Here is a 21,415-nt window from a genome sequence, read left to right as displayed (position 1 = left end):
TATATGGGGTTCACTTCACGGAGGCGGCTTTTGCGACGTTTTTGCCGGGTGGCGCTACGCTTACCCGGCCTACGGTTTTATCGGGTGTTGTAGGCCGGGTAAGGCGAAGCCGCCACCCGGCACAACAAGCTAACTCTGCGTCGCCGGTCCCCCAAGGGACTCTTTCGCCAGTTCCTCGGCGGATTTACTCTTCAGCACCGTCCAGATAACCACCGCGCCCAGCAGGTCGAAGATGGCCAGTACCGCGAACAGCGGGCTGAAGCCGATGGTGTCTGCCAGCGCGCCGACCACGAGGGCGAACAGGGTACTTGCGGTCCAGGCGGCCATCCCGGTCAGACCGTTGGCGGTGGCAACTTCGTTACGACCAAACACGTCGGACGAGAGCGTAATCAGTGCGCCAGACAGAGACTGGTGAGCAAAGCCCCCGATACACAGCAGGGCGATAGCCACGTAAGGACTGGTGAACAGGCCAATCATGCCAGGGCCAATCATCAGCAGGGCGCCCATGGTGACCACCATCTTACGGGACACAATCAGGTTCACGCCAAACCAGCGCTGGAACAGCGGTGGCAGGTAGCCGCCGACGATACAGCCCAGGTCTGCAAACAGCATTGGCATCCAGGCGAACATCGCGATCTCTTTCAGGTTAAAGCCGTAGACTTTGAACATGAACAGCGGGATCCAGGCGTTGAACGTACCCCAGGCCGGTTCCGCCAGGAAGCGTGGCAGGGCTATACCCCAGAATTGACGGGTACCCAGGATCTGCCAGACGGACATTTTCTTGCCGTTGTCGGTCTGATGATGAGATTCCTGACCATTGATAATGTAGTCACGTTCTTCGGTAGACAGCTTTTTCTGGTCGCGCGGGTGTTTATAGAAGATCAGCCACGCCATGGCCCAGGCAAAACTCAGCACACCGGAGATGATGAACGCCATTTGCCAGCTGTGCATCACAATCGCCCACACCACCAGTGGCGGAGCAATCATCGCCCCGATGGAGGAACCCACGTTGAAGTAACCGACAGCGATTGAACGTTCTTTTGCCGGGAACCATTCAGAGCTGGCTTTCAGACCCGCAGGGATCATCGCCGCTTCGGCAGCACCTACCGCACCACGCGCCAGCGCCAGCCCGCCCCAGCTGCCAGCCAGCGCCGTCGCCCCGCAGAAGACGGCCCATGCTACAGCGAAGAAGGCATAACCAATTTTTGTACCCAGAATATCAAGAACATAACCTGCAACAGGCTGCATTACGGTGTAAGCGGCAGAATACGCCGCAATGATGTAAGAGTATTGTTGTGTGGAGATATGTAACTCTTCCATCAACGTTGGCGCCGCTGCTGCCACGGTGTTACGTGTCAGGTAGCCCAGCACGGTGCCGAGCGTCACCAGTGCGATCATGTACCAACGTAACCCTTTAATTTTACGCATGTAAAACCTCATCGTTATGTTATTTCCGTGTCGGGACACGGCAACAACTCAACCGTTGCCGGGAGCTGTTCTGTAACGGGAGGGGCGTAACCGGGAACCTGTCCCGGAACGGCCCGAACCTTGCCATAAGTCATCGTGCTAAGTCGGCTTCCGTACCGTTAAATCCGATGTAACAAACACCGGTAATGCATTCCGTCGGCTTATAGTTTGCGACGGCGAAAAGATAACTTGTCATACAACTTTAAAAGGTGAGTGACATCACAAAAGAGTGAATCTTTGTAGGGATATTATGCGGCGTGCGCAAAGCCAGATCTGGCGCGGCCTGCAAGAAGGTTTACCCCTTTGAGGGTAATTTATTTGTCGACGTTTATTGATCTAACTCACGAAAAAAACGTCGGACTCTGGAAATTGGTGTGATAACTTTGCAGCATCTGAACATAAGCTTTCTGACGCTCCCGTAATGAGGAAGACGATAATGACACCGTTTATGACCGAAGATTTCCTGTTAGATACCGAATTTGCTCGCCGCCTGTACCACGACTACGCAAAAGACCAGCCGATTTTCGACTACCACTGCCATTTACCGCCGCAGCAGGTTGCCGAAAATTACCGTTTCAAAAACCTGTATGATATCTGGCTGAAGGGTGACCATTATAAATGGCGCGCGATGCGCACCAACGGCGTGGCCGAGCGCCTGTGTACCGGCGACGCGACCGATCGCGAGAAGTTTGACGCCTGGGCCGCTACCGTTCCCCACACCATCGGTAACCCGTTATACCACTGGACGCACCTCGAACTGCGTCGTCCTTTTGGTATCACCGGCAAGCTGCTCTCTCCCGCCACGGCGGATGAGATCTGGGATCAGTGCAACGAACTGCTGGCGCAGGATAGCTTCTCGGCGCGCAGCATCATGCAGCAGATGAACGTGAAGATGGTGGGCACAACCGACGATCCGATCGACTCCCTGGAGCACCACGCGGTTGTCGCGAAGGACAGCACCTTTGACATCAAAGTGCTGCCAAGCTGGCGTCCGGATAAAGCCTTCAACATTGAGCTGCCGACCTTTAATGACTACATGACGAAGCTGGCGGAAGTATCGGATACCGATATCCGTCGTTTCGCCGATCTGCAATCCGCGCTGACCAAACGTCTGGATCACTTTGCCGCACACGGCTGTAAAGTGTCTGACCACGCGCTGGACGTGGTGCTGTTCGCGGATTCCAGCGAAGCCGAGCTGGACAGCATCCTGGCGCGTCGTCTCTCCGGCGAAGCCCTGAGCGAGCATGAAGTCGCCCAGTTCAAAACCGCGGTGCTGGTGTTCCTCGGTGCGGAATATGCCCGTCGCGGCTGGGTTCAGCAGTACCATATCGGCGCGCTGCGTAATAACAACCAGCGTCAGTTCAAACTGCTGGGCGCGGACGTGGGCTTCGACTCCATCAACGACCGCCCTCTGGCGGAAGAGCTGTCAAAACTGCTGAGCAAACAGAACGAGCAAAACCTGCTGCCAAAAACCATTCTCTACTGCCTGAACCCGCGCGATAACGAAGTACTGGGCACCATGATCGGCAACTTCCAGGGCGAAGGGATGCCGGGCAAGATGCAGTTCGGTTCCGGCTGGTGGTTTAACGATCAAAAAGACGGCATGGAGCGTCAGATGACGCAGCTGGCGCAGCTCGGCCTGTTGAGCCGCTTCGTTGGCATGCTGACCGACAGCCGCAGTTTCCTCTCCTATACCCGCCATGAATATTTCCGCCGCATTCTGTGCCAGATGATTGGCCGCTGGGTGCACGCGGGTGAAGCGCCAGCGGATATCCAGCTGCTGGGCGAAATGGTGAGAAACATCTGCTTTAACAATGCGCGTGACTACTTCGCCATTGAACTGAACTAAGGCCGTTTGAGGTTGATATGCAATACATCAAAATCCATTCGCTGGATAACGTTGCCGTCGCGCTGGTAGATTTAGCCGAAGGGATGGAAGTGACCTTCGACATCCAGTCGGTGACGTTACACCAGGCCATTGGACGTGGACATAAGTTTGCCCTGATCCCCATAGCGAAAGGGGAGAACGTGGTGAAGTACGGTTTGCCCATCGGTCATGCGCTGGCGGATATTGCGCCGGGTGAATACATTCATTCCCACAATACCCGCACCAATCTCAGCGATCTGGACGAGTACAGCTATCAACCTGACTTCCAGGCAGAAGAAGGACAGGCGGCCGATCGTGAGGTACAGATCTACCGCCGCGCCAGCGGCGAGGTGGGGATCCGCAATGAGCTGTGGATCCTCCCGACTGTCGGCTGCGTGAACGGGATCGCGCGTCAAATTCAGACGCGTTTCCTGAAAGAGACTAATGATGCTGAAGGCACCGACGGCGTGCATCTGTTCAGTCACACCTATGGATGCTCCCAGCTGGGTGACGACCACATCAATACCCGTACCATGCTGCAAAACATGGTGCGCCACCCGAACGCGGGCGCGGTGCTGGTGATCGGCCTCGGCTGCGAGAACAATCAGGTCGACGCCTTCCGCGACACGCTGGGCGAGTTTGACCCTGAGCGCGTGCACTTTATGGTGTGTCAGCACCAGGACGACGAAGTGGAAGCGGGCGTTGAACAGCTGCATCAGCTGTACGAGGTGATGCGTCACGACAAGCGCGAGCCGGGCAAGCTGAGCGAACTGAAGTTTGGCCTGGAGTGCGGCGGATCTGATGGCCTTTCCGGCATTACCGCTAACCCAATGCTGGGTCGCTTCTCGGATTACGTGATTGCCAACGGCGGCACTACGGTGCTGACCGAAGTGCCGGAGATGTTCGGCGCAGAGCGCATTCTGATGAGCCACTGCCGCGACGAAGAGACCTTTGAGAAGACCGTCACCATGGTCAACGACTTCAAACAGTACTTCATCGCCCATAACCAGCCGATATACGAGAACCCCTCGCCGGGTAACAAAGCGGGCGGGATCACCACGCTTGAAGAGAAGTCCCTGGGCTGCACTCAAAAAGCGGGCGCCAGCCAGGTGGTGGACGTGCTGCGCTACGGTGAGCGGCTGAAAACGCACGGCCTGAACCTGCTCAGCGCACCGGGCAACGATGCGGTCGCCACCAGCGCGCTGGCAGGCGCGGGCTGTCACATGGTGCTGTTCAGTACCGGGCGCGGTACGCCGTACGGCGGGTTTGTGCCGACGGTGAAAATCGCCACTAACAGCGAACTGGCGGCGAAGAAAAAGCACTGGATCGACTTTGACGCGGGCCAGCTGATCCACGGCAAAGCGATGCCGCAGCTGCTGAGCGAATTCGTGGACACGATTGTGGAATTTGCCAGCGGCAGGCAGACCTGCAACGAGAAGAACGACTTCCGCGAGCTGGCGATCTTTAAGAGTGGTGTGACGCTTTAAGTCGGGTGCGGGCTGGTGCCCTCACCCCGGCCCTCTCCCACAGGGAGAGAGTGCAAATACTAAAAACGGCAACACATGTTGCCGTTTTGCATTTACCTTGTAGGCCCGGTAAGGCGTAGCCGCCACCGGGCTTTTCTTTTTAACTGCGCAGGGCGTTCTTCGCTAAACGCGCATCTTCCGCCTGACAGGCTGCGGCGGTAAACAGCACGTCGGTAGAGGAGTTCAGCGCGGTTTCGCAGGAATCCTGCAATACGCCGATAATGAAACCGACCGCGACAACCTGCATGGCAATCTCGTTCGGAATACCGAACATGTTACAGGCCAGCGGGATCAGCAGCAGAGAGCCGCCCGCCACGCCGGATGCGCCACAGGCACACAGCGATGCAACGACGCTCAGCAGCAGCGCGGTTGGCAGATCTACCGGAATACCCTGCGTATGCACCGCCGCCAGCGTCAGCACGGTGATGGTAATCGCCGCACCGGCCATGTTCACGGTTGCACCCAGGGGAATCGACACCGAATAGGTATCGCGGTCCAGGTTCAGCTTCTCCGCCAGCGCCATGTTCACCGGTATGTTCGCCGCTGAGCTGCGGGTGAAGAAGGCATACACGCCGCTCTCGCGCAGGCAGGTCAGCACCAGCGGATACGGGTTGCGGCGGATCTGCCAGAACACCAGCAGCGGGTTGATCACCAGCGCCACCAGCAGCATACAGCCGACCAGGACGACCAGCAGCTGCGCGTAGCCCCACAGTGCGTCGAAACCGGTGGTGGCCAGCGTCGAAGAAACCAGACCAAAGATACCGACTGGTGCAAAGCGAATCACCAGCTTCACCATGAAGGTCACTGCATTGGACAAATCGTTAACCAGGTTTTTCGTGGTCTCGTTGCCATGACGCAGCGCGAAGCCCAGACCAATCGCCCAGACCAGGATGCCAATGTAGTTTCCGTTCATCAGTGCGGTGATGGGGTTAGAGACCATGCTCATCAGCAGGCCGCGAAGGACTTCCACAATCCCGGACGGCGGGGTGATATCACCGGCCGCGCTGGTCAGGTGCAGCGTGGACGGGAACAGGAAGCTAAACACAACGGCCGTTAAGGCAGCAGAGAAGGTTCCCAGCAGATACAGGAACAGAATAGGGCGAATGTTGGTTTTTTGTCCGTGCTGGTGGTTGGCAATCGACGCCATCACCAGCATCAGCACCAGTACCGGGGCGACGGCCTTCAGTGCGCCAACGAAAAGGGTGCCGAGCAGTCCCGTCGCTTCCGCGGCAGGTTTTGACACCATCGCCAGCAGAATACCCAGTACCAACCCGACCAGAATTTGTTTTACAAGACTGCCCTGCGCCAGGCGCGCAAGCAGGCCCTTAGATTGTGTGCTCATACGTTATTCCTGAGTGAAATTGCGTTCCATCCTGGATGTGCTCTAAGTCACATTTGTATCCGGATGTAAGTATTTGTTTGCCTGGTTGAGTATCAGGGAAAGCAGCGAAAGGCGGAAGCGTAAAATGCTGGATTTTACGTGTTGCGTCATGTTTTTTAACTATTGGTTAACGAAAGTGCCGGGTGGCGCTGCGCTTACCCGGCCTGCATTGCATTTCCCCCTCTCCCCGTGGGAGAGGGGTGGGGTGAGGGCATCAGCCCGCACCGAACGTTGCACTAAGCCTGCTGCTTCTTATCGTGCTGGCGGTTAACCCAGGTATTGATAATCAGCGTCACCAGCAGAATGCCAAACACCACGCCGAGCGAAATGGCGATCGGGATATGGTAGAAATCAACAATCAGCATCTTGATACCGATAAAGACCAGAATCACCGACAGACCGTACTTCAGCATTGAGAAGCGCTCTGCCGCGCCCGCCAGCAGGAAGTACATCGCACGCAGGCCGAGGATGGCGAACAGGTTCGAGGTCAGCACGATGAACGGGTCGGTAGTGACCGCGAAGATAGCCGGGATACTGTCCACCGCGAAAATCACGTCGCTCAGTTCGACCAGAATCAGCACCAGCAGCAGCGGGGTGGCGAACAGCAGGCCGTTCTTACGCACGAAGAAATGCTCGCTCTCGATCTTGTCCGTCATGCGCAGATGACCCCGGATCCACTTCACCAGCGGCTTATCACCGATACCGGTATCGTCTTCTTTCGCCAGCGCCATTTTGACCCCGGTGAACAGCAGGAACGCACCAAACACGTACAGCAGCCATTCGAACTGGGTAATCAGCCAGCTACCGGCGAAGATCATGATGGTACGCAAAATGATGGCGCCCAGCACGCCGTATACCAGCACGCGGCGTTGCAGGGCCGCAGGCACGGCGAAGTAACTGAACAGCATCAGCCAGACGAAGACGTTATCAACCGCCAGCGCTTTTTCAATCAGATAGCCGGTGAGGAAGGCGAGTGCCTGAGGATCGGCCACCGCGCGACCTTCGGTTGAGGCCAGATACCACCAGAAGGCGGCGCAGAAAAGAAGTGAGAGGGTAACCCATACCAGCGACCAGACGGCGGCTTGCTTAACGCTCATGCCGTGTTCGCCGCGACGACCCTGCAAAAAGAGGTCGATCGCCAGCATGATGAGCACGACAACCGCGAATCCGCCCCACAGCATTGGAGTGCCGACAGAATGCATACTATTTTCCTTACACATAAAAAACAAAAACGGCTATGGTCAGAAGACGATAGCCGTTAGCTTTTTATGCATAGACCTCGCCTTCCGGCAAGGTCTCACTTACAACCACGAAGGTTGCCCGGCGACCGGATGCGGTTTTGCACGCATCGTAATGACGATCCACCGGCGAAGAAGTTACTCCCCTTTGCAGGTAACAAATTATGTCAGACCATCGATTTCGTCAATGGTCTGCACGATTTCATTACACAGCTTTACGCGACGGCTTCCACATTCACGCCGTCTGCGGGGAAGATTACGCCGGTCTGTCGGCGGATCTCCGTTTGCAGCTTCGCCGTGGTGCGGCTGATCGCCAGTCCCGGGTGGTTCACTTCGTTGTCTTCTACCAGACGGGCGAAGACCTCTGCCTCATAAAGCATAGTGTTAATATGCTGAGGCTGCGTCAGCTCCTGCGCTTTTCCGCCGCGCGGAACGATGCTGAGCTTCTGGCATTCGGAGATTTTTTCGATCACCAGCGAGCCGTCTTCGCCCTGAATTTCGCTTGGCAGCACGGAGTCGCTGACCTTCGAGTGCTGCAACGTCACGCTGAAATCACCGTAGTCCAGCACCACAACGCCGTGTGCATCCACGCCGCTCTCCAGCAGGCTGGCGGTGGCCGTCACGCCGTGTGGTTCCCCCCACAGCGCAACCGCAGAGGCCAGGCAGTAAAAACCGATATCCATAATCGAGCCATTCGAGAAGGCCGGGTTAAAGGTGTTCGGGTTTTCGCCGTCCAGATAGCGCTGGTAGCGCGAGGAATACTGGCAGTAGTTGATAAAGGCTTTACGCACTTTGCCAATTTTCGGCAGGGACTGCTGCAACAGCAGGAAGTTGGGCAGGCTGGCGGTTTTGAACGCTTCAAACAGCACCACCTGGTTTTCTCGGGCAAGCGCAATGGCGGCTTCCACTTCGTGGATATTCGACGCCAGCGGCTTCTCGCAGATCACATGCTTTTTATGGCTGAGGAACAGCTTCGTTTGCGGGAAGTGCAGAGCATTCGGGCTGGCGATATAGACCGCATCAATGGCGTCGCTTTGCGCCATCTCATCGAGCGAGGTGAACAGATGTTCAACCAGGTAGTCATTCGCAAAACTTTGCGCCTGCTCAAGGCTGCGGGAATAGACTGCGGTGAGCTTATATTTGCCGGTTTCGTGGGCGGCGTCGACGAACTGGCGCGTGATCCAGTTCGTACCGATGACTGCGAAACGTATCATAAACGTTTACGTACTCCGTAGCAGGGAACCTAAAGCCACTGTAGCACGTCCTCATGACATTTCGCGTGCGCTACTGCGCATTACTCTTTAACGATAAATGCGTCAGCCACAAACGGGTATCAAACTCCAGCTGGTGGTACTGCGGCTCCATATGGCAGCACAGGGAATAGAACGCTTTGTCGTGATCTTTCTCTTTCAGGTGCGCCAGCTCGTGCACCACGATCATCCGCAGAAAGGCTTCCGGCGCATTGCGAAAGATGGTCGCGACGCGGATCTCCGCCTTAGCCTTCAGCTTGCCGCCCTGCACGCGGGAGATGGCGGTATGCAGGCCGAGCGCGTTTTTCAGCACGTGGATCTTGTTGTCGTACATCACCTTGTTGATCGGCGGGGCGCTCTTCAGATACTGGCTTTTCAGATCCTGCGTATACTGCCAGAGGGCTTTGTCAGTCGCGAAATCATGCGTGCCCGGGTAGCGTTTTTCCAGCACCGCGCCGAGCTTTCCCCCGGCGATCAGGTCGCGAACCTGGGATAGTAATTGCTCCGGATAGCCCTGGAGATAAGTCAGCTGGTTCATCAAAACCCCAAAATAGTGTGAAAACGGGTATACTCACGCACCCTTTTCAGGGATACGCCAAATTTTACCATTCAGGAGGGCCGATGAGCCACTTAGACAACGGTTTCCGTTCACTCAACCTTAAACGTTTCCCGGAAACGGACGACGTGAACCCGCTTCAGGCGTGGGAAGCGGCGGATGAATATCTGCTGCAGCAGTTGGATGAGACTGAAATCCGCGGCCCGGTTCTGATCCTGAATGACGCGTTTGGCGCGCTGGGCTGTGCGCTGGCGGAACATGCGCCTTACAGTATCGGCGATTCTTACTTAAGCGAGCTGGCGACGCGTGAAAACCTGCGTCACAACGATATCGACGAATCCAGCGTGAAGTTCCTCGACAGCACCGCGGACTACCCGCAGGCGCCAGGGGTGGTGCTGATTAAAGTGCCCAAAACCATGGCGCTGCTGGAGCAGCAACTGCGCGCGCTGCGTAAAGTCGTGACGCCAGAAACGCGCATCATCGCGGGCGCCAAGGCGCGTGATATTCACACCTCGACGCTGGAACTGTTCGAGAAAGTGCTCGGCCCGACCACTACGACGCTGGCCTGGAAAAAAGCGCGCCTGATCAACTGTACCTTCAGCGCGCCGGAACTGGCCGACGCGCCAGAGACCCTGAGCTGGAAGCTGGAAGGGACCGACTGGACCATCCACAACCACGCGAACGTCTTCTCCCGTACCGGTCTGGATATCGGCGCACGCTTCTTTATGGAACATCTGCCGGAAAACCTGGAAGGGGAGATTGTCGATCTCGGCTGCGGTAACGGCGTGATTGGCCTGACGCTGCTGGCGAAGAACCCGGAGGCCAGCGTGGTGTTCAGCGACGAATCTCCAATGGCGGTGGCTTCAAGCCGTCTGAACGTGGAAACCAATCTGCCGGAGGCGCTGGATCGCTGCGAGTTTATGATCAATAACGCACTGTCCGGCGTAGAGCCTTTCCGCTTCAACGCGGTGTTTTGCAATCCTCCGTTCCACCAGAAGCACGCCCTGACGGATAACGTCGCGTGGGAGATGTTCCACCACGCGCGCCGCTGCCTGAAAATCAACGGCGAGCTGTACATCGTGGCGAACCGCCATCTGGACTACTTCCACAAGCTGAAGAAGATTTTCGGTAACTGCGTCACCATTGCGACCAATAACAAATTCGTGGTGCTGAAATCGGTGAAGCTGGGGCGTCGTCGGTAAGATCGCTTTGCCTGGCGGCGCTTCGCTTGCACAGGCCTACGGTTTCAAATGCCCGGTGGCGCTTCGCTTACCGGGCCTACAATGGCCTCGGACCCGTAGGCCCGGTAAGCGAAGCGCCACCGGGCGATGCCGTTAAATACTCAGCGCCAGTTTTGTCCCCTGCGCAATCGCCCGCCGCGCATCCAGCTCCATCGCCACGTCGCACCCGCCAATCAAATGTACCGTTTTCCCTGCCTCACGCAGCGGATCGGCCAGATCGCGCTTCGGCTCCTGCCCGGCGCACAAAATCACATGATCCACGTCCAGCAGCTGCGGCTCACCGCCGATCAGAACGTGTAGCCCGTCGTCGTCGATCTTCTGGTAGTTCACCCCCGGGATCATCTTTACCCCGCGCGAGAGCAGGGTGGCGCGGTGGATCCAGCCTGTGGTTTTCCCCAGCTCTTCACCCGGCTTGCTGGCTTTACGCTGGAGCATCACGATCTGACGCGGGCTTTTCGGCAGCTGCGGACCTTCCGGGCGTAAACCGCCGGACTGACTGAGACTGGTATCAATGCCCCATTCCACGCAGAACTCAGCGATGTTCTGGCTGGTGGCTTCGCCCGGCTGGCTTAAATACATCGCGGTATCAAAACCGATCCCGCCGCAGCCGATGATCGCCACCTTCACGCCAACCGGCGCTTTGTCGCGCAGCACGTCCAGATAGCTCAATACCTTCGGATGATCGATGCCTTCGATCGCAGGGGTGCGGGGGGCGATCCCACTCGCGAGGATCACTTCGTCGAAACCGATCAGATCCGCCGCACTGACAAGCTGGTTGAGCCGTAGCTCGACACCCGTCACCTCGATCATCCGGCGGTAATAGCGCAGCGTTTCGTAGAACTCCTCTTTGCCGGGGATCTGTCTGGCGATAGTAAACTGCCCGCCAATTTCCGCCAGCGCATCAAACAGCGTCACGCTGTGCCCGCGGGAAGCGGCGTTCACCGCGAATGCCAGCCCCGCCGGACCAGCCCCCACTACGGCCAGACGCTTCTTGTTGGTCGCAGGAACGATCGGCATTTTGGTTTCATGGCAGGCGCGGGGATTCACCAGGCAGGAGGTGACCTTGCCGACGAAGATCTGATCCAGACACGCCTGGTTACAGCCGATACAGGTGTTGATCTCATCCGCACGGCCGCTTTGCGCTTTGGAGAGCAGTTCGGCATCCGCGAGGAACGGACGCGCCATCGACACCATATCGGCGTCGCCGCGGGAGATCACATCGTCCGCCACCTGCGGATCGTTAATGCGGTTAGTGGTCACCAGCGGAACGGAGACTTTGCCTTTCAGCTTGCGCGTTACCCAGCTGAACGCCGCACGCGGCACCGGCGTGGCGATGGTGGGGATGCGCGCTTCGTGCCAGCCAATCCCGGTGTTGATAATGGTGGCACCGGCGGCTTCAATCGCCTGCGCCAGCTGCACGGTTTCGTCGAAGGTGCCGCCGCCTTCCACCAGGTCGAGCATCGACAGGCGGAAGATGATAATAAAATCCGCACCGGCACGTTCACGCACCGCGCGCACCACCTCCACGGCAAAACGCATGCGGCGGGCATAGTCACCACCCCATTCGTCGTCGCGCTGGTTGGTACGTGCGGCGAGGAATTCGTTGATCAGGTAGCCTTCTGAGCCCATCACCTCCACGCCGTCGTAGCCCGCTTCCCGCGCCAGCGCGGCGCAGCGAGCAAAGTCATCTATCAGCGCCAGGATCTCGTCATGGCTGAGGGCATGGGGAGTAAAGCGGTTAATCGGTGCCTGAATAGCCGAGGGGGCAACCAGGTTCGGCTGATAGCTGTAGCGCCCGGTATGCAGAATTTGCAGGGCGATTTTGCCGCCCTCGTTGTGAACCGCGTCGGTCACCATGCGGTGGTGCGGCAGTTGTGACGCATCATTCAACACCGCGCCGCCCTCCATCGTCACCCCGGAAGGGGCAGGGGCTACGCCGCCGGTGACAATCAGCGCCACCCCGTGGCGCGCGCGCTCGGCATAGAAGGCTGCCAGACGTTCAGCCCCGTCCGGACGCTCCTCCAGCCCGGTGTGCATTGAGCCCATTAACACGCGGTTTTTGAGGGTAGTGAACCCCAGATCGAGAGGGGCGAATAACGACGGGTAGCGGCTCATAGTCTCTTCCAGTGTAAAATTATTGTTATGTGGTCGGATGAGTTACTAATTTAGCCAGCGGCGGCAGAAAGGTAAAAGCGGGATCGAATGATTGTGATAGATCTCAAAGAACTTCACCCCTCACCCCGGCCCTCTCCCCAGAGGGGAGAGGGTGAAAGGCCGCACGGAGCAGTCCCCTCTCCCCTCTGGGGAGAGGGTGAAAGGCCGCACGGAACAGTCCCCTCTCCCCTCTGGGGAGAGGGTTAGGGTGAGGGGCGTGTGTCGCGCATCAGGCCCGGCGCCTGCCACATCGACGTTGTCAGCCCGCTGTCCACCAGCCCGAGCTGGTCCGCGTATACCGCCTGCCATTTCTGCATCATGCCGTCGTACAGCTCGCGGTGCTGCGGGTTTGGCGTGAACTCGCGGCTCCACTTCACCAGCCGCTCGCCCGTCGAAGCCATATCCGCGAACAGCCCCGCGCCAGCTCCTGCGGCAATGGCGCAGCCGAGCGCCGTTGCCTCTTTGACTTCTGGCACGCGCACCGGCAGGCCGGTGACGTCGCTTAAAATCTGGCTCCACAGGGCGCCCTTTGCGCCGCCGCCGGCAAACACCAGGCTCTCAAACGTCACGCCGGAGAAGCGCGAAATCTGCGCCAGGTTGCAGGCCGAGACGATCGCCGCGTTCTCTTCCAGCGCGCGGAACAGCGTCGCTTTGTTGCACTTTTCCGGGTCAATGGAGAGGTTAATAAACGACGGCGCGGCGTGGTACCACTGTTTGAAATGCATCGCGTCGGAGAAGATCGGCATCACCCCGTGGGAGCCCGGCGGGACGCGGCTCGCCATCTCTTCGAGCAGGGAGTAGGGGTCCATTCCCATGCGTTCGGCAATCAGCTTCTCTTCGGCGCAGAAGGCGTCGCGGAACCAGCGCATGGTCAGCCCGGTAAAGAAGCTGATCGACTCTGCCTGCGCCATGCCGGGGATAACGTGCGGGTTTACGCGGATGTTCATCTCAGGGTCGGTGCGCACCTGCGGCAGGTTCACCACCTGTTGCCAGAAGGTGCCGCCCAGCACCGCCGTTTGTCCGGCGCGCACCACGCCCAGCCCCAGACAGCCCAGCTGCACGTCGCCGCCGCCCATCACCACCGGGGTGCCCTCGCGCAGGCCGCTCTGTTGTGCGGCTGCTTTGGTGATGGCCCCCAGCACGGTGCCGGTCTCTTTTACCGGGGAGAGGATATCGGCGCGCAGCCCGGCCATGTCGAGCAGCGCCGGACGCCAGTCGCGGGAGAAGAGATCCAGCACGCCCGTCGTGCCCGCATTGGACGGGTCCACCGCCAGCTCGCCGGAGAGCTTCGCCGCCAGCCAGTCGCTGATCATGGTGATGGTGGCGGCTTTACGATAAATATCCGGACGATGGTGCGCCAGCCAGAGCAGGCGCGGCATGGCGCTGAGGGCAAGCGTCTGGCCGGAAACGTCATACACTTCGGATTCAAACCGGTAATCGTGGATCTCTTTGAGTTCGGCCACCTCGCGGCTGGCGCGGGCGTCGACGTTGGCGCAGGCCCAGATAGCCTCGCCGTTGCGGTCGTACAGCACAATCCCTTCGCGCATCGAACAGCAGGCGACGGACTGAATATCCGCCGCGCTCAGGCGCGCGCGCTCCAGCGCCTGATGAATACACCGGCAGGCCAGCTGCCAGTTGGTGTCGAGGTCGAACTCCATCGAGCCCGGCACGTTCTCGACGCTAAGGTGTTTCCACTCGGCCTGGCCAACGGCAATCTGGTTGCCCTGCAAATCGAAAACAACGGCGCGAACGCTGCCTGTCCCTGCATCTAACGCTAAAAGGTAACTCATGAGCATGCCTCATTGTTAGCGCAGGGAGGGCTCTTAAATGGCCAGAGCCAGCACCGCGCGGGCTGTCGTCTCTTCCGTCACCAGGCAATTAATACGGCGGCCCTTCAGTGCGGCATAAATCGCATCGGCTTTCTCTTCCCCCCCGGCCACGCCTACGATGGTGGGCAGCTGTGCCAGTTCATCGAGCGTGACGCCCAGTAGTTCTTTGTGGATCTCCAGCTCCTCGACGCATTCCCCTTCGGCATTGAGGAAATAGCCAAGGATATCGCCGACCGCGCCCTTGCGGGCGTACATCAACTGTTCACCTTCGCTGATATAGCCGGAGCGCAGTATCGTCGCGTCACGGCGCTGGTTCACCGAGCCAATGCCGACCACCGCCACGTCAGCGGCGGTGGCGGCGAGGATCACGTCCCGCACGCTGGTTTCGCGCTTTAAGATCCCGGCGACTTCAGCGGATGACACGCGAAGCGGGGCAGGGATCATGCTGACGCTACAGGCCGCATCCAGCTGGCCGATACCGGTCATATACGGCCCCACGCCGCCGGAGAGCGTCACCAGGCGGATCTGCTGTGAGCTGATAAAGCCGCTCAGGTGTTGCAGGCTGCTCATGGTGGTTTCACCGAAGCCCACCGCTAACAGCTGGCCGGGCTCCAGCACGCCCATCAGCGACTGGGCCGCGCCAATGCCTAACCGCACGTTCATCGGCGGCGTATTCAGGGCGGGCATCACGCGCACCAGCTTCAGGCCAAATCGTTGTTGCAACTCGGTTTCCAGCGCCAGGCAGCCCTCGTAGCGGGAGTTTATCTGCACGCGGATCACCCCGGACTGACGGCCTTTCTCCAGCAGGCGGGAGATCTTCAGGCGCGGCAGCCCGAGCCGCTCGCCGATGTCGTTCTGGGTCAGCCCGTCGTGGTAGTAGCACCAGGCCACGCGCGCCACCAGCTCCTCTTCCGCCAGTGCCAGCCCGGCAAACCGTCCTTCTTCCGCAGTGCGTTTATCGCTCATAGTTGAACTCTTATAAAAATTTAGATCATATGTTCGTGATGGTGCGGCGTGAAAATGTGAGCCACGCGACAAAACGGATCTTTTCGATCCTTTCCGGTTTATCTGAATCTCAATCGATAAAACTGTGATCCCTGCACGGTTGTAAATATAGTTCACCGTCTACGCTTTTGAACATTATTAAATCTAAAAATCATTTGTTCAATAGCGGAGCGATGATGACACCACTTCTCGAGGCACGTGACATCTGCAAACAGTTCTCTGGCGTGCCTGTGTTAAAAGGCATTGATTTCACGCTGCTTGCTGGGCAGGTGCATGCGCTGATGGGCGGTAACGGCGCGGGAAAATCGACGTTGATGAAAATCATCGCCGGGGTTGAAACGCCGGATCGCGGTGAGCTTTCTGTTGCGGGCGAGTCTTTTGCACGGCTTACCCCGTCGCAGGCGCACCGGTTAGGCATTTATCTGGTGCCACAGGAGCCGCTGCTTTTCCCCAACCTGACGGTGTGGGAAAACATCCTGTTTCGTCTGCCGCGCGAACGAGATCGGGAAAAGCGGCTGGCGGAGAAACTCCAGCAGCTGCAATGTCAGCTTAATCTCGATGCCGCTGCCAGCACTCTGGAAGTCGCGGATCAGCAGATGGTGGAGATCCTGCGCGGGCTGATGCGCAACGCCAGAATTCTGATCCTCGACGAACCCACGGCATCGCTCACGCCGGGCGAGACCGAACGCCTGTTTCGCCAGATCCGCGCGCTGCAGGATCTCGGCGTTGGCATTGTTTTTATCTCGCACAAGCTGCCGGAAATTCGCATGATTTCGAGCCACGTCTCGGTGATGCGCGACGGCGCGGTGGTGCTGAGCGGCGAAACCGCGCACTTTGACGATAACGCCCTGATCGCCGCGATGACGCCGGTCAGCCGGGAAAAGTCGCTAAGCGATACGCAAAAGCTGTGGCTGGCGCTGCCGGGCAACCGCCGAACCCAGGCGCAGGATTTCCCGGTGCTGCGGGTGGAGGATCTCACCGGGGAAGGGTTTATCGATCTCAGCCTTGAGATTTACGCCGGGGAGATCGTCGGTCTGGCCGGGCTGGTGGGGTCCGGGCGTACCGAGTTTGCCGAAACGCTTTACGGCCTGCGTCCGGTACGCGGCGGGCGGGTGTGGCTGGAGAACCAGGAGATCACCGCCGATCCGGTCAGTTCCCGTCTGGAAAAAGGGCTGGTTTATCTGCCGGAAGACAGGCAGGTGTCCGGCCTGTTTCTCGACGCGCCTGTCCGCTGGAACACCGTGACGCTGAACGAGCCGTCGCTCTGGCAGCAGCGAAAGCGGGAGTCTGCGGTAGTGGAGCGTTACCACCGGGCGCTGGGGATCAAGCTCAACCATGCGGATCAAACCGTGCGCATGCTCTCCGGTGGTAATCAGCAGAAGGTGCTGCTGGCGCGCTGTCTTGAGGCCAATCCGCTGCTGCTGATCGTCGATGAACCGACGCGCGGCGTGGACGTATCGGCGCGCGCCGATATCTACCAGCTGCTGAAAAGCGTGGCGGCGCAGAACGTGGCAGTGCTGATGATCTCAAGCGATCTCGATGAATTTCCCGGCCTCGCGGATCGGGTGCTGGTAATGCATCAGGGCGTGCTCAGCGGCGAGCTGCCGCGCCACGCCGTCAGTCTCGACCGGATGATGGCGCTGGCGTTTGGAGGGCAATCATGAAGATCTTACTGAAAAACCGCGAGCTGAGCGCGTTTCTCGCCATTCTGGCCCTGTTCGCCGTGCTGGTGGCGCTGAACCCGTCCTACCTGAGCTTACAGACGCTGGGGATGATCTTCGCCAGCTCGCAGATCCTGATCCTGCTGGCCATCGGCGCGGCGCTGGTGATGCTGACCCGTAATATCGACGTCTCCGTCGGCTCCATCGTCGGGCTGTCCGCCATTGCCGTCGGCGTGGCGCTCAACAGCGGCTACAGTCTGCCCGTTTCCATTCTCTTCGCGCTGTCGATTGGCGCGCTGGCGGGGGCGTTCAACGGTTTTCTGGTGGTGGGGCTGCGCATTCCAGCGATTGTCGCCACCCTCGGCACGCTGGGGCTGTATCGCGGAGCGATGCTGCTCTGGACCGGCGGGAAGTGGATTGAAGGGCTGCCGCCGGGGCTGAAATCCCTCTCTGAGCCTGCCGCCGTCGGCATTTCTCCGCTCGGCATTGTGGTGTTGATAATCGTGGTCACAGGCGCGTGGATACTGTCGCGCACCGCCTTTGGCCGTGATTTCTACGCCGTGGGGGATAACCTCGCCGCCGCGCGTCAGCTGGGCGTGGCGGTGAACCGCACCCGCATGATCGCCTTTACCCTCAACGGCATACTCGCGGCCTGCGCCGGGATCGTCTTTGCCGCGCAGATTGGCTTTGTGCCCAACCAGACCGGCAGCGGGCTGGAGATGAAGGCCATCGCCGCCTGCGTGCTCGGCGGCATCTCGCTGCTGGGCGGCACCGGCACGCTGATCGGCGCCTTCCTCGGCGCGTTCTTCCTCACCCAAATCGACACCGTGCTGGTGCTGTTCAGGCTGCCGGCCTGGTGGAATGACTTTATCGCCGGGCTGGTGCTGCTGGGCGTGCTGGTGCTCGACGGGCGGCTGCGTCAGGCGCTCTCACGGCATCAGCGGGCGCTGAAATACAGCCGTTTCCAGCCGGGTAACAGAGGGGGAAAGCACGTCACCCCGTTTCCCAAACGCAACAAAGAGGTGGCGTAAATGAGGCTTAACTGGGAAAGCGCGCTGCTGATTTTACTGGTGCTGGAGATCCTGCTCTTCGGCGCCATCAACCCGCGCATGCTCGACATCAATATGCTGCTGTTCAGCACCAGCGACTTTATCTGCATTGGTATCGTGGCGCTACCGCTCACGCTGGTGATTATCAGCGGCGGGATCGACATCTCCCTCGGCTCAACCATCGGCCTGTGCGCTATCGCGCTGGGGGTGATGATGCAGGCAGGGTGGCCGATGGCGGTCGCCATCCCGCTGACGCTGCTGCTCGGCCTGCTGTGCGGACTGTTGAATGCGGCGCTGATCCACTACACCGGTATCAGCCCTTTAGTGATCACCCTCGGCACGCTCTACCTCTACGGCGGCGGGGCGCTGCTGCTCTCCGGCATGGCGGGCGCGACGGGCTACGAGGGGATCGGCGGCTTTCCGGACAGCTTCACGGCGTTCGCTAACCTCACGGTGTTGGGCCTGCCGATCCCGCTGGTGCTGTTCGCGGTGATTACCGCTTTCTTCTGGCTGATTACCCATCGCGGGCGCTTTGGTCGACATCTGTTTTTAATTGGCCAGAATCCGCGCGCGGCGCGCTATGCGGCGCTGTCGGTGAACGGTATGCCGTATGCGCTGTACGGCCTGGTGGGCGTGGCCTCGGCGATTGCCGCGCTGGTGATGGTCTCCTATTTCGGCTCCGCGCGTTCGGATCTGGGGCGCGATTTACTGATGCCTGCGCTCACCGCCGCCGTGCTCGGCGGAGCGAATATCTACGGCGGCTCAGGTTCGGTTGTCGGTACGGCGCTGGCGGCGCTGCTGGTGGGGTACCTGCAACAGGGTTTACAGATGGTTGGCATCCCCAACCAGGTGTCGAGCGCGCTGTCAGGGGCGCTGCTGGTTGTGGTGGTGATGGGGCGTTCGCTGAGTCTGCACCGTGAATGGGTGCGTTCTCTCTTCAGAAAACTATCCGGAGCGTAAGATGAAAACAAAACTGCTCGTCCTGGCAATGGCCCTCAGCTTCGCTTCGGCGCAGGCGGCGGACCGCATTGCCTTTATCCCGAAACTGGTGGGTGTGGGATTCTTCACCAGCGGCGGCAACGGCGCGAAAGAGGCGGGGAAAGAACTTGGCGTGGACGTGACTTACGACGGCCCGACCGAGCCGAGCGTCTCCGGCCAGGTGCAGCTGATCAATAACTTCGTCAACCAGGGCTATAACGCCATCATCGTCTCTGCCGTGTCGCCGGACGGTCTCTGCCCGGCGCTGAAGCGCGCGATGCAGCGTGGCGTGAAGGTCCTGACCTGGGATTCCGACACCAAACCGGAGTGCCGCAGCATTTACATCAACCAGGGCACGCCGGAACAGCTGGGCGGCCTGCTGGTGGAGATGGCAGGCAAGCAGGTCACCAAACCGAACGCGAAAGTGGCGTTCTTCTACTCCAGCCCCACCGTCACCGACCAGAACCAGTGGGTGAAAGAGGCGAAGGCCAAAATCGAGAAAGACCATCCCCAGTGGCAGGTCGTCACCACGCAGTTTGGCTATAACGACGCCACTAAATCCCTGCAAACCGCCGAGGGGATCTTAAAAGCCTATCCGGATCTGGATGCGATCATCGCCCCGGACGCCAACGCCCTGCCGGCGGCGGCACAGGCGGCGGAAAACCTGAAGCGGGAAGGGGTGGCGATTGTCGGCTTCAGCACGCCAAACGTGATGCGTCCGTACGTTGAGCGCGGCACGGTGAAAGCCTTCGGCCTGTGGGACGTGGTGCAGCAGGGCAAAATTGCAGTCAATGTCGCCGATCGTTTGCTGAAAAAGGGCGATCTTAACCCTGGCGACAGCGTGGAGGTGAAAGATATCGGGACGCTGAAGGTCGAGCCGAACAGCGTGCAGGGCTACCAGTATGAGGCGAAGGGCAACGGCATCGTGCTGCTGCCGGAGCGGGTGGTGTTCACCAAAGAGAACATCAACAAATACGATTTCTGACGGGGGAGCAAATGGCTGATTTAGACGACATCAAAGACGGCAAGGATTTTGGCATCGGTACGCCGCAGCAGAATGTGCCGTACACCCTGAAGGGCTGCGGTTCGCTCGACTGGGGCATGCAGTCCCGGCTTTCGCGCATTTTCAACCCGCAGAGCAACCGCACGGTGATGCTGGCCTTTGACCACGGTTACTTTCAGGGACCGACCACCGGCCTTGAGCGTATCGATCTCTCCATCGCGCCGCTGTTTGGCGAAACCGACGTGCTGATGTGTACCCGCGGCATCCTCAGGAGCCAGGTACCTGCCGCGACGAACAAACCGGTGGTGCTGCGCGCCTCCGGCGGTAACTCGATTCTGGGCGAGCTGTCTAACGAGTGCGTGGCGGTGGCGATGGAAGACGCGCTGCGCCTGAACGTCTGCGCGGTGGCGGCGCAGGTCTATATCGGAAGCCCGTTTGAACATCAGTCGATCAACAACATCATCAAGCTGGTGGATGCGGGGGCGCGTTACGGCATGCCGACGCTGGCGGTGACGGGCGTGGGTAAAGAGATGGCGCGCGACGCGCGCTATTTCTCGCTCGCCAGCCGCATCGCTGCCGAAATGGGGGCCCAGTTCGTCAAAACCTACTACGTGGACGAGGGCTTTGAAAAAGTGACCGCCAGCTGTCCGGTGCCGATTGTTATCGCGGGCGGCAAAAAGCTGCCGGAGCATGAGGCGCTTGAGATGTGCTGGCGGGCGATTGACCAGGGCGCGTCCGGCGTGGATATGGGGCGCAACATCTTCCAGTCCAGCGCGCCGCTCGCCATGCTGAAGGCGGTGAAGAAAGTGGTTCACGAGAACATGAGCGCCCGGGAGGCGTTCCAGTTCTGGCAGGAAGAGAAACAGGGAGAAGCAAAATGAACGTGACGCTGGTGGAAATCAACATCAAACCCGAGCGAGTGGATGAGTTTCTGGAGGTGTTTCGCGCCAACCACGAGGGAGCGATCCAGGAACCGGGCAACCTGCGCTTTGACGTCTTGCAGGACCCGAGGGTGAAAACCCGGTTCTTTATCTATGAGGCCTATAAAGACGAAGAGGCGGTGTTGGCGCATAAGCAAACGCCACACTATCTGGCGTGCGTGGACAAGCTTGAAGAGTTGATGTCAGAGCCGCGCAAAAAACGCTGCTTTGTGGGGTTGTTGCCGGAGTAGCGTTTTGCCCGGTGGCGCTGCGCTTACCGGGCATACGGG

General features: G+C 59.3%; 17 protein-coding genes. 9 read left to right on the top strand and 8 right to left on the bottom strand.

Annotated features, from left to right (window positions below):
- Window positions 1–129: 129 nt before the first annotated feature.
- Window positions 130–1,428 carry an MFS transporter gene (locus CKK19_RS17520; RefSeq protein WP_022649474.1) on the bottom strand — a complete coding sequence of 433 codons (1,299 nt, stop codon included), beginning with the start codon at window positions 1,426–1,428 and terminating at the stop codon, window positions 130–132.
- Between the two features lie 475 nt (window positions 1,429–1,903).
- On the opposite strand from CKK19_RS17520, the gene uxaC reads away from it, so the two are divergent.
- Both uxaC and CKK19_RS17510 read left to right on the top strand, forming a co-directional pair.
- Window positions 1,904–3,316: a glucuronate isomerase gene (gene uxaC, locus CKK19_RS17515; protein ID WP_063853609.1), complete on the top strand. Its 1,413-nt coding sequence runs from the start codon at window positions 1,904–1,906 to the stop codon at window positions 3,314–3,316.
- A gap of 17 nt (window positions 3,317–3,333) precedes the next feature.
- A complete protein-coding gene (locus CKK19_RS17510; protein ID WP_063853610.1) occupies window positions 3,334–4,821 on the top strand; it encodes a UxaA family hydrolase in 1,488 nt (495 codons plus the stop codon).
- Between the two features lie 139 nt (window positions 4,822–4,960).
- On the opposite strand, the gene sstT is transcribed toward CKK19_RS17510, so the two are convergent.
- From sstT to CKK19_RS17490, 4 genes are all read right to left on the bottom strand, one after another.
- Complete coding sequence (gene sstT, locus CKK19_RS17505) at window positions 4,961–6,202, bottom strand: serine/threonine transporter SstT (RefSeq protein ID WP_063853611.1); 1,242 nt, start codon at window positions 6,200–6,202, stop codon at window positions 4,961–4,963.
- A gap of 275 nt (window positions 6,203–6,477) precedes the next feature.
- Complete coding sequence (locus CKK19_RS17500; protein ID WP_022649470.1) at window positions 6,478–7,443, bottom strand: TerC family protein; 966 nt, start codon at window positions 7,441–7,443, stop codon at window positions 6,478–6,480.
- A gap of 251 nt (window positions 7,444–7,694) precedes the next feature.
- The gene (locus CKK19_RS17495) at window positions 7,695–8,693 is read right to left on the bottom strand and encodes a Gfo/Idh/MocA family protein (protein ID WP_022649469.1); all 999 of its coding nucleotides are present in this window, start codon (window positions 8,691–8,693) and stop codon (window positions 7,695–7,697) included.
- A gap of 70 nt (window positions 8,694–8,763) precedes the next feature.
- Entirely contained in the window at window positions 8,764–9,267 is a 504-nt protein-coding gene (locus tag CKK19_RS17490; protein WP_063853612.1) for a M48 family metallopeptidase, read from the bottom strand.
- Window positions 9,268–9,350: 83 nt separating this feature from the next.
- On the opposite strand from CKK19_RS17490, the gene rlmG reads away from it, so the two are divergent.
- The gene (gene rlmG, locus CKK19_RS17485) at window positions 9,351–10,487 is read left to right on the top strand and encodes a 23S rRNA (guanine(1835)-N(2))-methyltransferase RlmG (protein WP_023298689.1); all 1,137 of its coding nucleotides are present in this window, start codon (window positions 9,351–9,353) and stop codon (window positions 10,485–10,487) included.
- Between the two features lie 132 nt (window positions 10,488–10,619).
- Here the strand turns inward: rlmG and CKK19_RS17480 are convergent, their stop codons facing one another.
- The 3 genes from CKK19_RS17480 to lsrR all read right to left on the bottom strand — a co-directional run bounded on the left by CKK19_RS17480 (window position 10,620) and on the right by lsrR (window position 15,475).
- The gene (locus tag CKK19_RS17480) at window positions 10,620–12,641 is read right to left on the bottom strand and encodes an NADPH-dependent 2,4-dienoyl-CoA reductase (RefSeq protein ID WP_063853613.1); all 2,022 of its coding nucleotides are present in this window, start codon (window positions 12,639–12,641) and stop codon (window positions 10,620–10,622) included.
- A 242-nt stretch (window positions 12,642–12,883) separates the two neighbouring features.
- Complete coding sequence (lsrK, locus tag CKK19_RS17475) at window positions 12,884–14,470, bottom strand: autoinducer-2 kinase (protein ID WP_063853614.1); 1,587 nt, start codon at window positions 14,468–14,470, stop codon at window positions 12,884–12,886.
- Between the two features lie 33 nt (window positions 14,471–14,503).
- A complete protein-coding gene (gene lsrR / locus CKK19_RS17470) occupies window positions 14,504–15,475 on the bottom strand; it encodes a transcriptional regulator LsrR (protein ID WP_063853615.1) in 972 nt (323 codons plus the stop codon).
- A gap of 215 nt (window positions 15,476–15,690) precedes the next feature.
- Between lsrR and lsrA the strand changes: the two genes are divergently transcribed.
- The 6 genes from lsrA to lsrG are packed head-to-tail and all read left to right on the top strand — an operon-like array spanning window position 15,691 to window position 21,376.
- Window positions 15,691–17,178 carry an autoinducer 2 ABC transporter ATP-binding protein LsrA gene (gene lsrA, locus CKK19_RS17465; RefSeq protein ID WP_225455190.1) on the top strand — a complete coding sequence of 496 codons (1,488 nt, stop codon included), beginning with the start codon at window positions 15,691–15,693 and terminating at the stop codon, window positions 17,176–17,178.
- On the top strand, window positions 17,175–18,206 hold the full coding sequence (gene lsrC / locus CKK19_RS17460) for an autoinducer 2 ABC transporter permease LsrC (RefSeq protein ID WP_063853617.1): 1,032 nt from the start codon (window positions 17,175–17,177) through the stop codon (window positions 18,204–18,206). The genes lsrA and lsrC overlap by 4 nt, the downstream gene beginning before the upstream one ends.
- A complete protein-coding gene (gene lsrD / locus CKK19_RS17455; protein WP_023298683.1) occupies window positions 18,207–19,184 on the top strand; it encodes an autoinducer 2 ABC transporter permease LsrD in 978 nt (325 codons plus the stop codon). It abuts the gene before it with no gap.
- Window position 19,185: 1 nt separating this feature from the next.
- Window positions 19,186–20,187, top strand: coding sequence for an autoinducer 2 ABC transporter substrate-binding protein LsrB (gene lsrB / locus CKK19_RS17450; RefSeq protein WP_023307027.1), 1,002 nt, complete (start codon window positions 19,186–19,188; stop codon window positions 20,185–20,187).
- An 11-nt stretch (window positions 20,188–20,198) separates the two neighbouring features.
- Window positions 20,199–21,086, top strand: coding sequence for a 3-hydroxy-5-phosphonooxypentane-2,4-dione thiolase (lsrF, locus tag CKK19_RS17445; protein ID WP_022649459.1), 888 nt, complete (start codon window positions 20,199–20,201; stop codon window positions 21,084–21,086).
- Window positions 21,083–21,376, top strand: a complete 294-nt coding sequence (lsrG, locus tag CKK19_RS17440; RefSeq protein WP_022649458.1) for a (4S)-4-hydroxy-5-phosphonooxypentane-2,3-dione isomerase — start codon at window positions 21,083–21,085, stop codon at window positions 21,374–21,376. The genes lsrF and lsrG overlap by 4 nt, the downstream gene beginning before the upstream one ends.
- Window positions 21,377–21,415: the final 39 nt, after the last annotated feature.

The sequence above is a fragment of the Enterobacter sp. CCUG 70166 genome, assembly GCF_020224095.1.
Classification (GTDB): domain Bacteria; phylum Pseudomonadota; class Gammaproteobacteria; order Enterobacterales; family Enterobacteriaceae; genus Enterobacter; species Enterobacter intestinihominis.
Note: the sequence above shows the minus strand (reverse complement) of the source record. Positions and strands in the feature narration are given on the sequence as shown.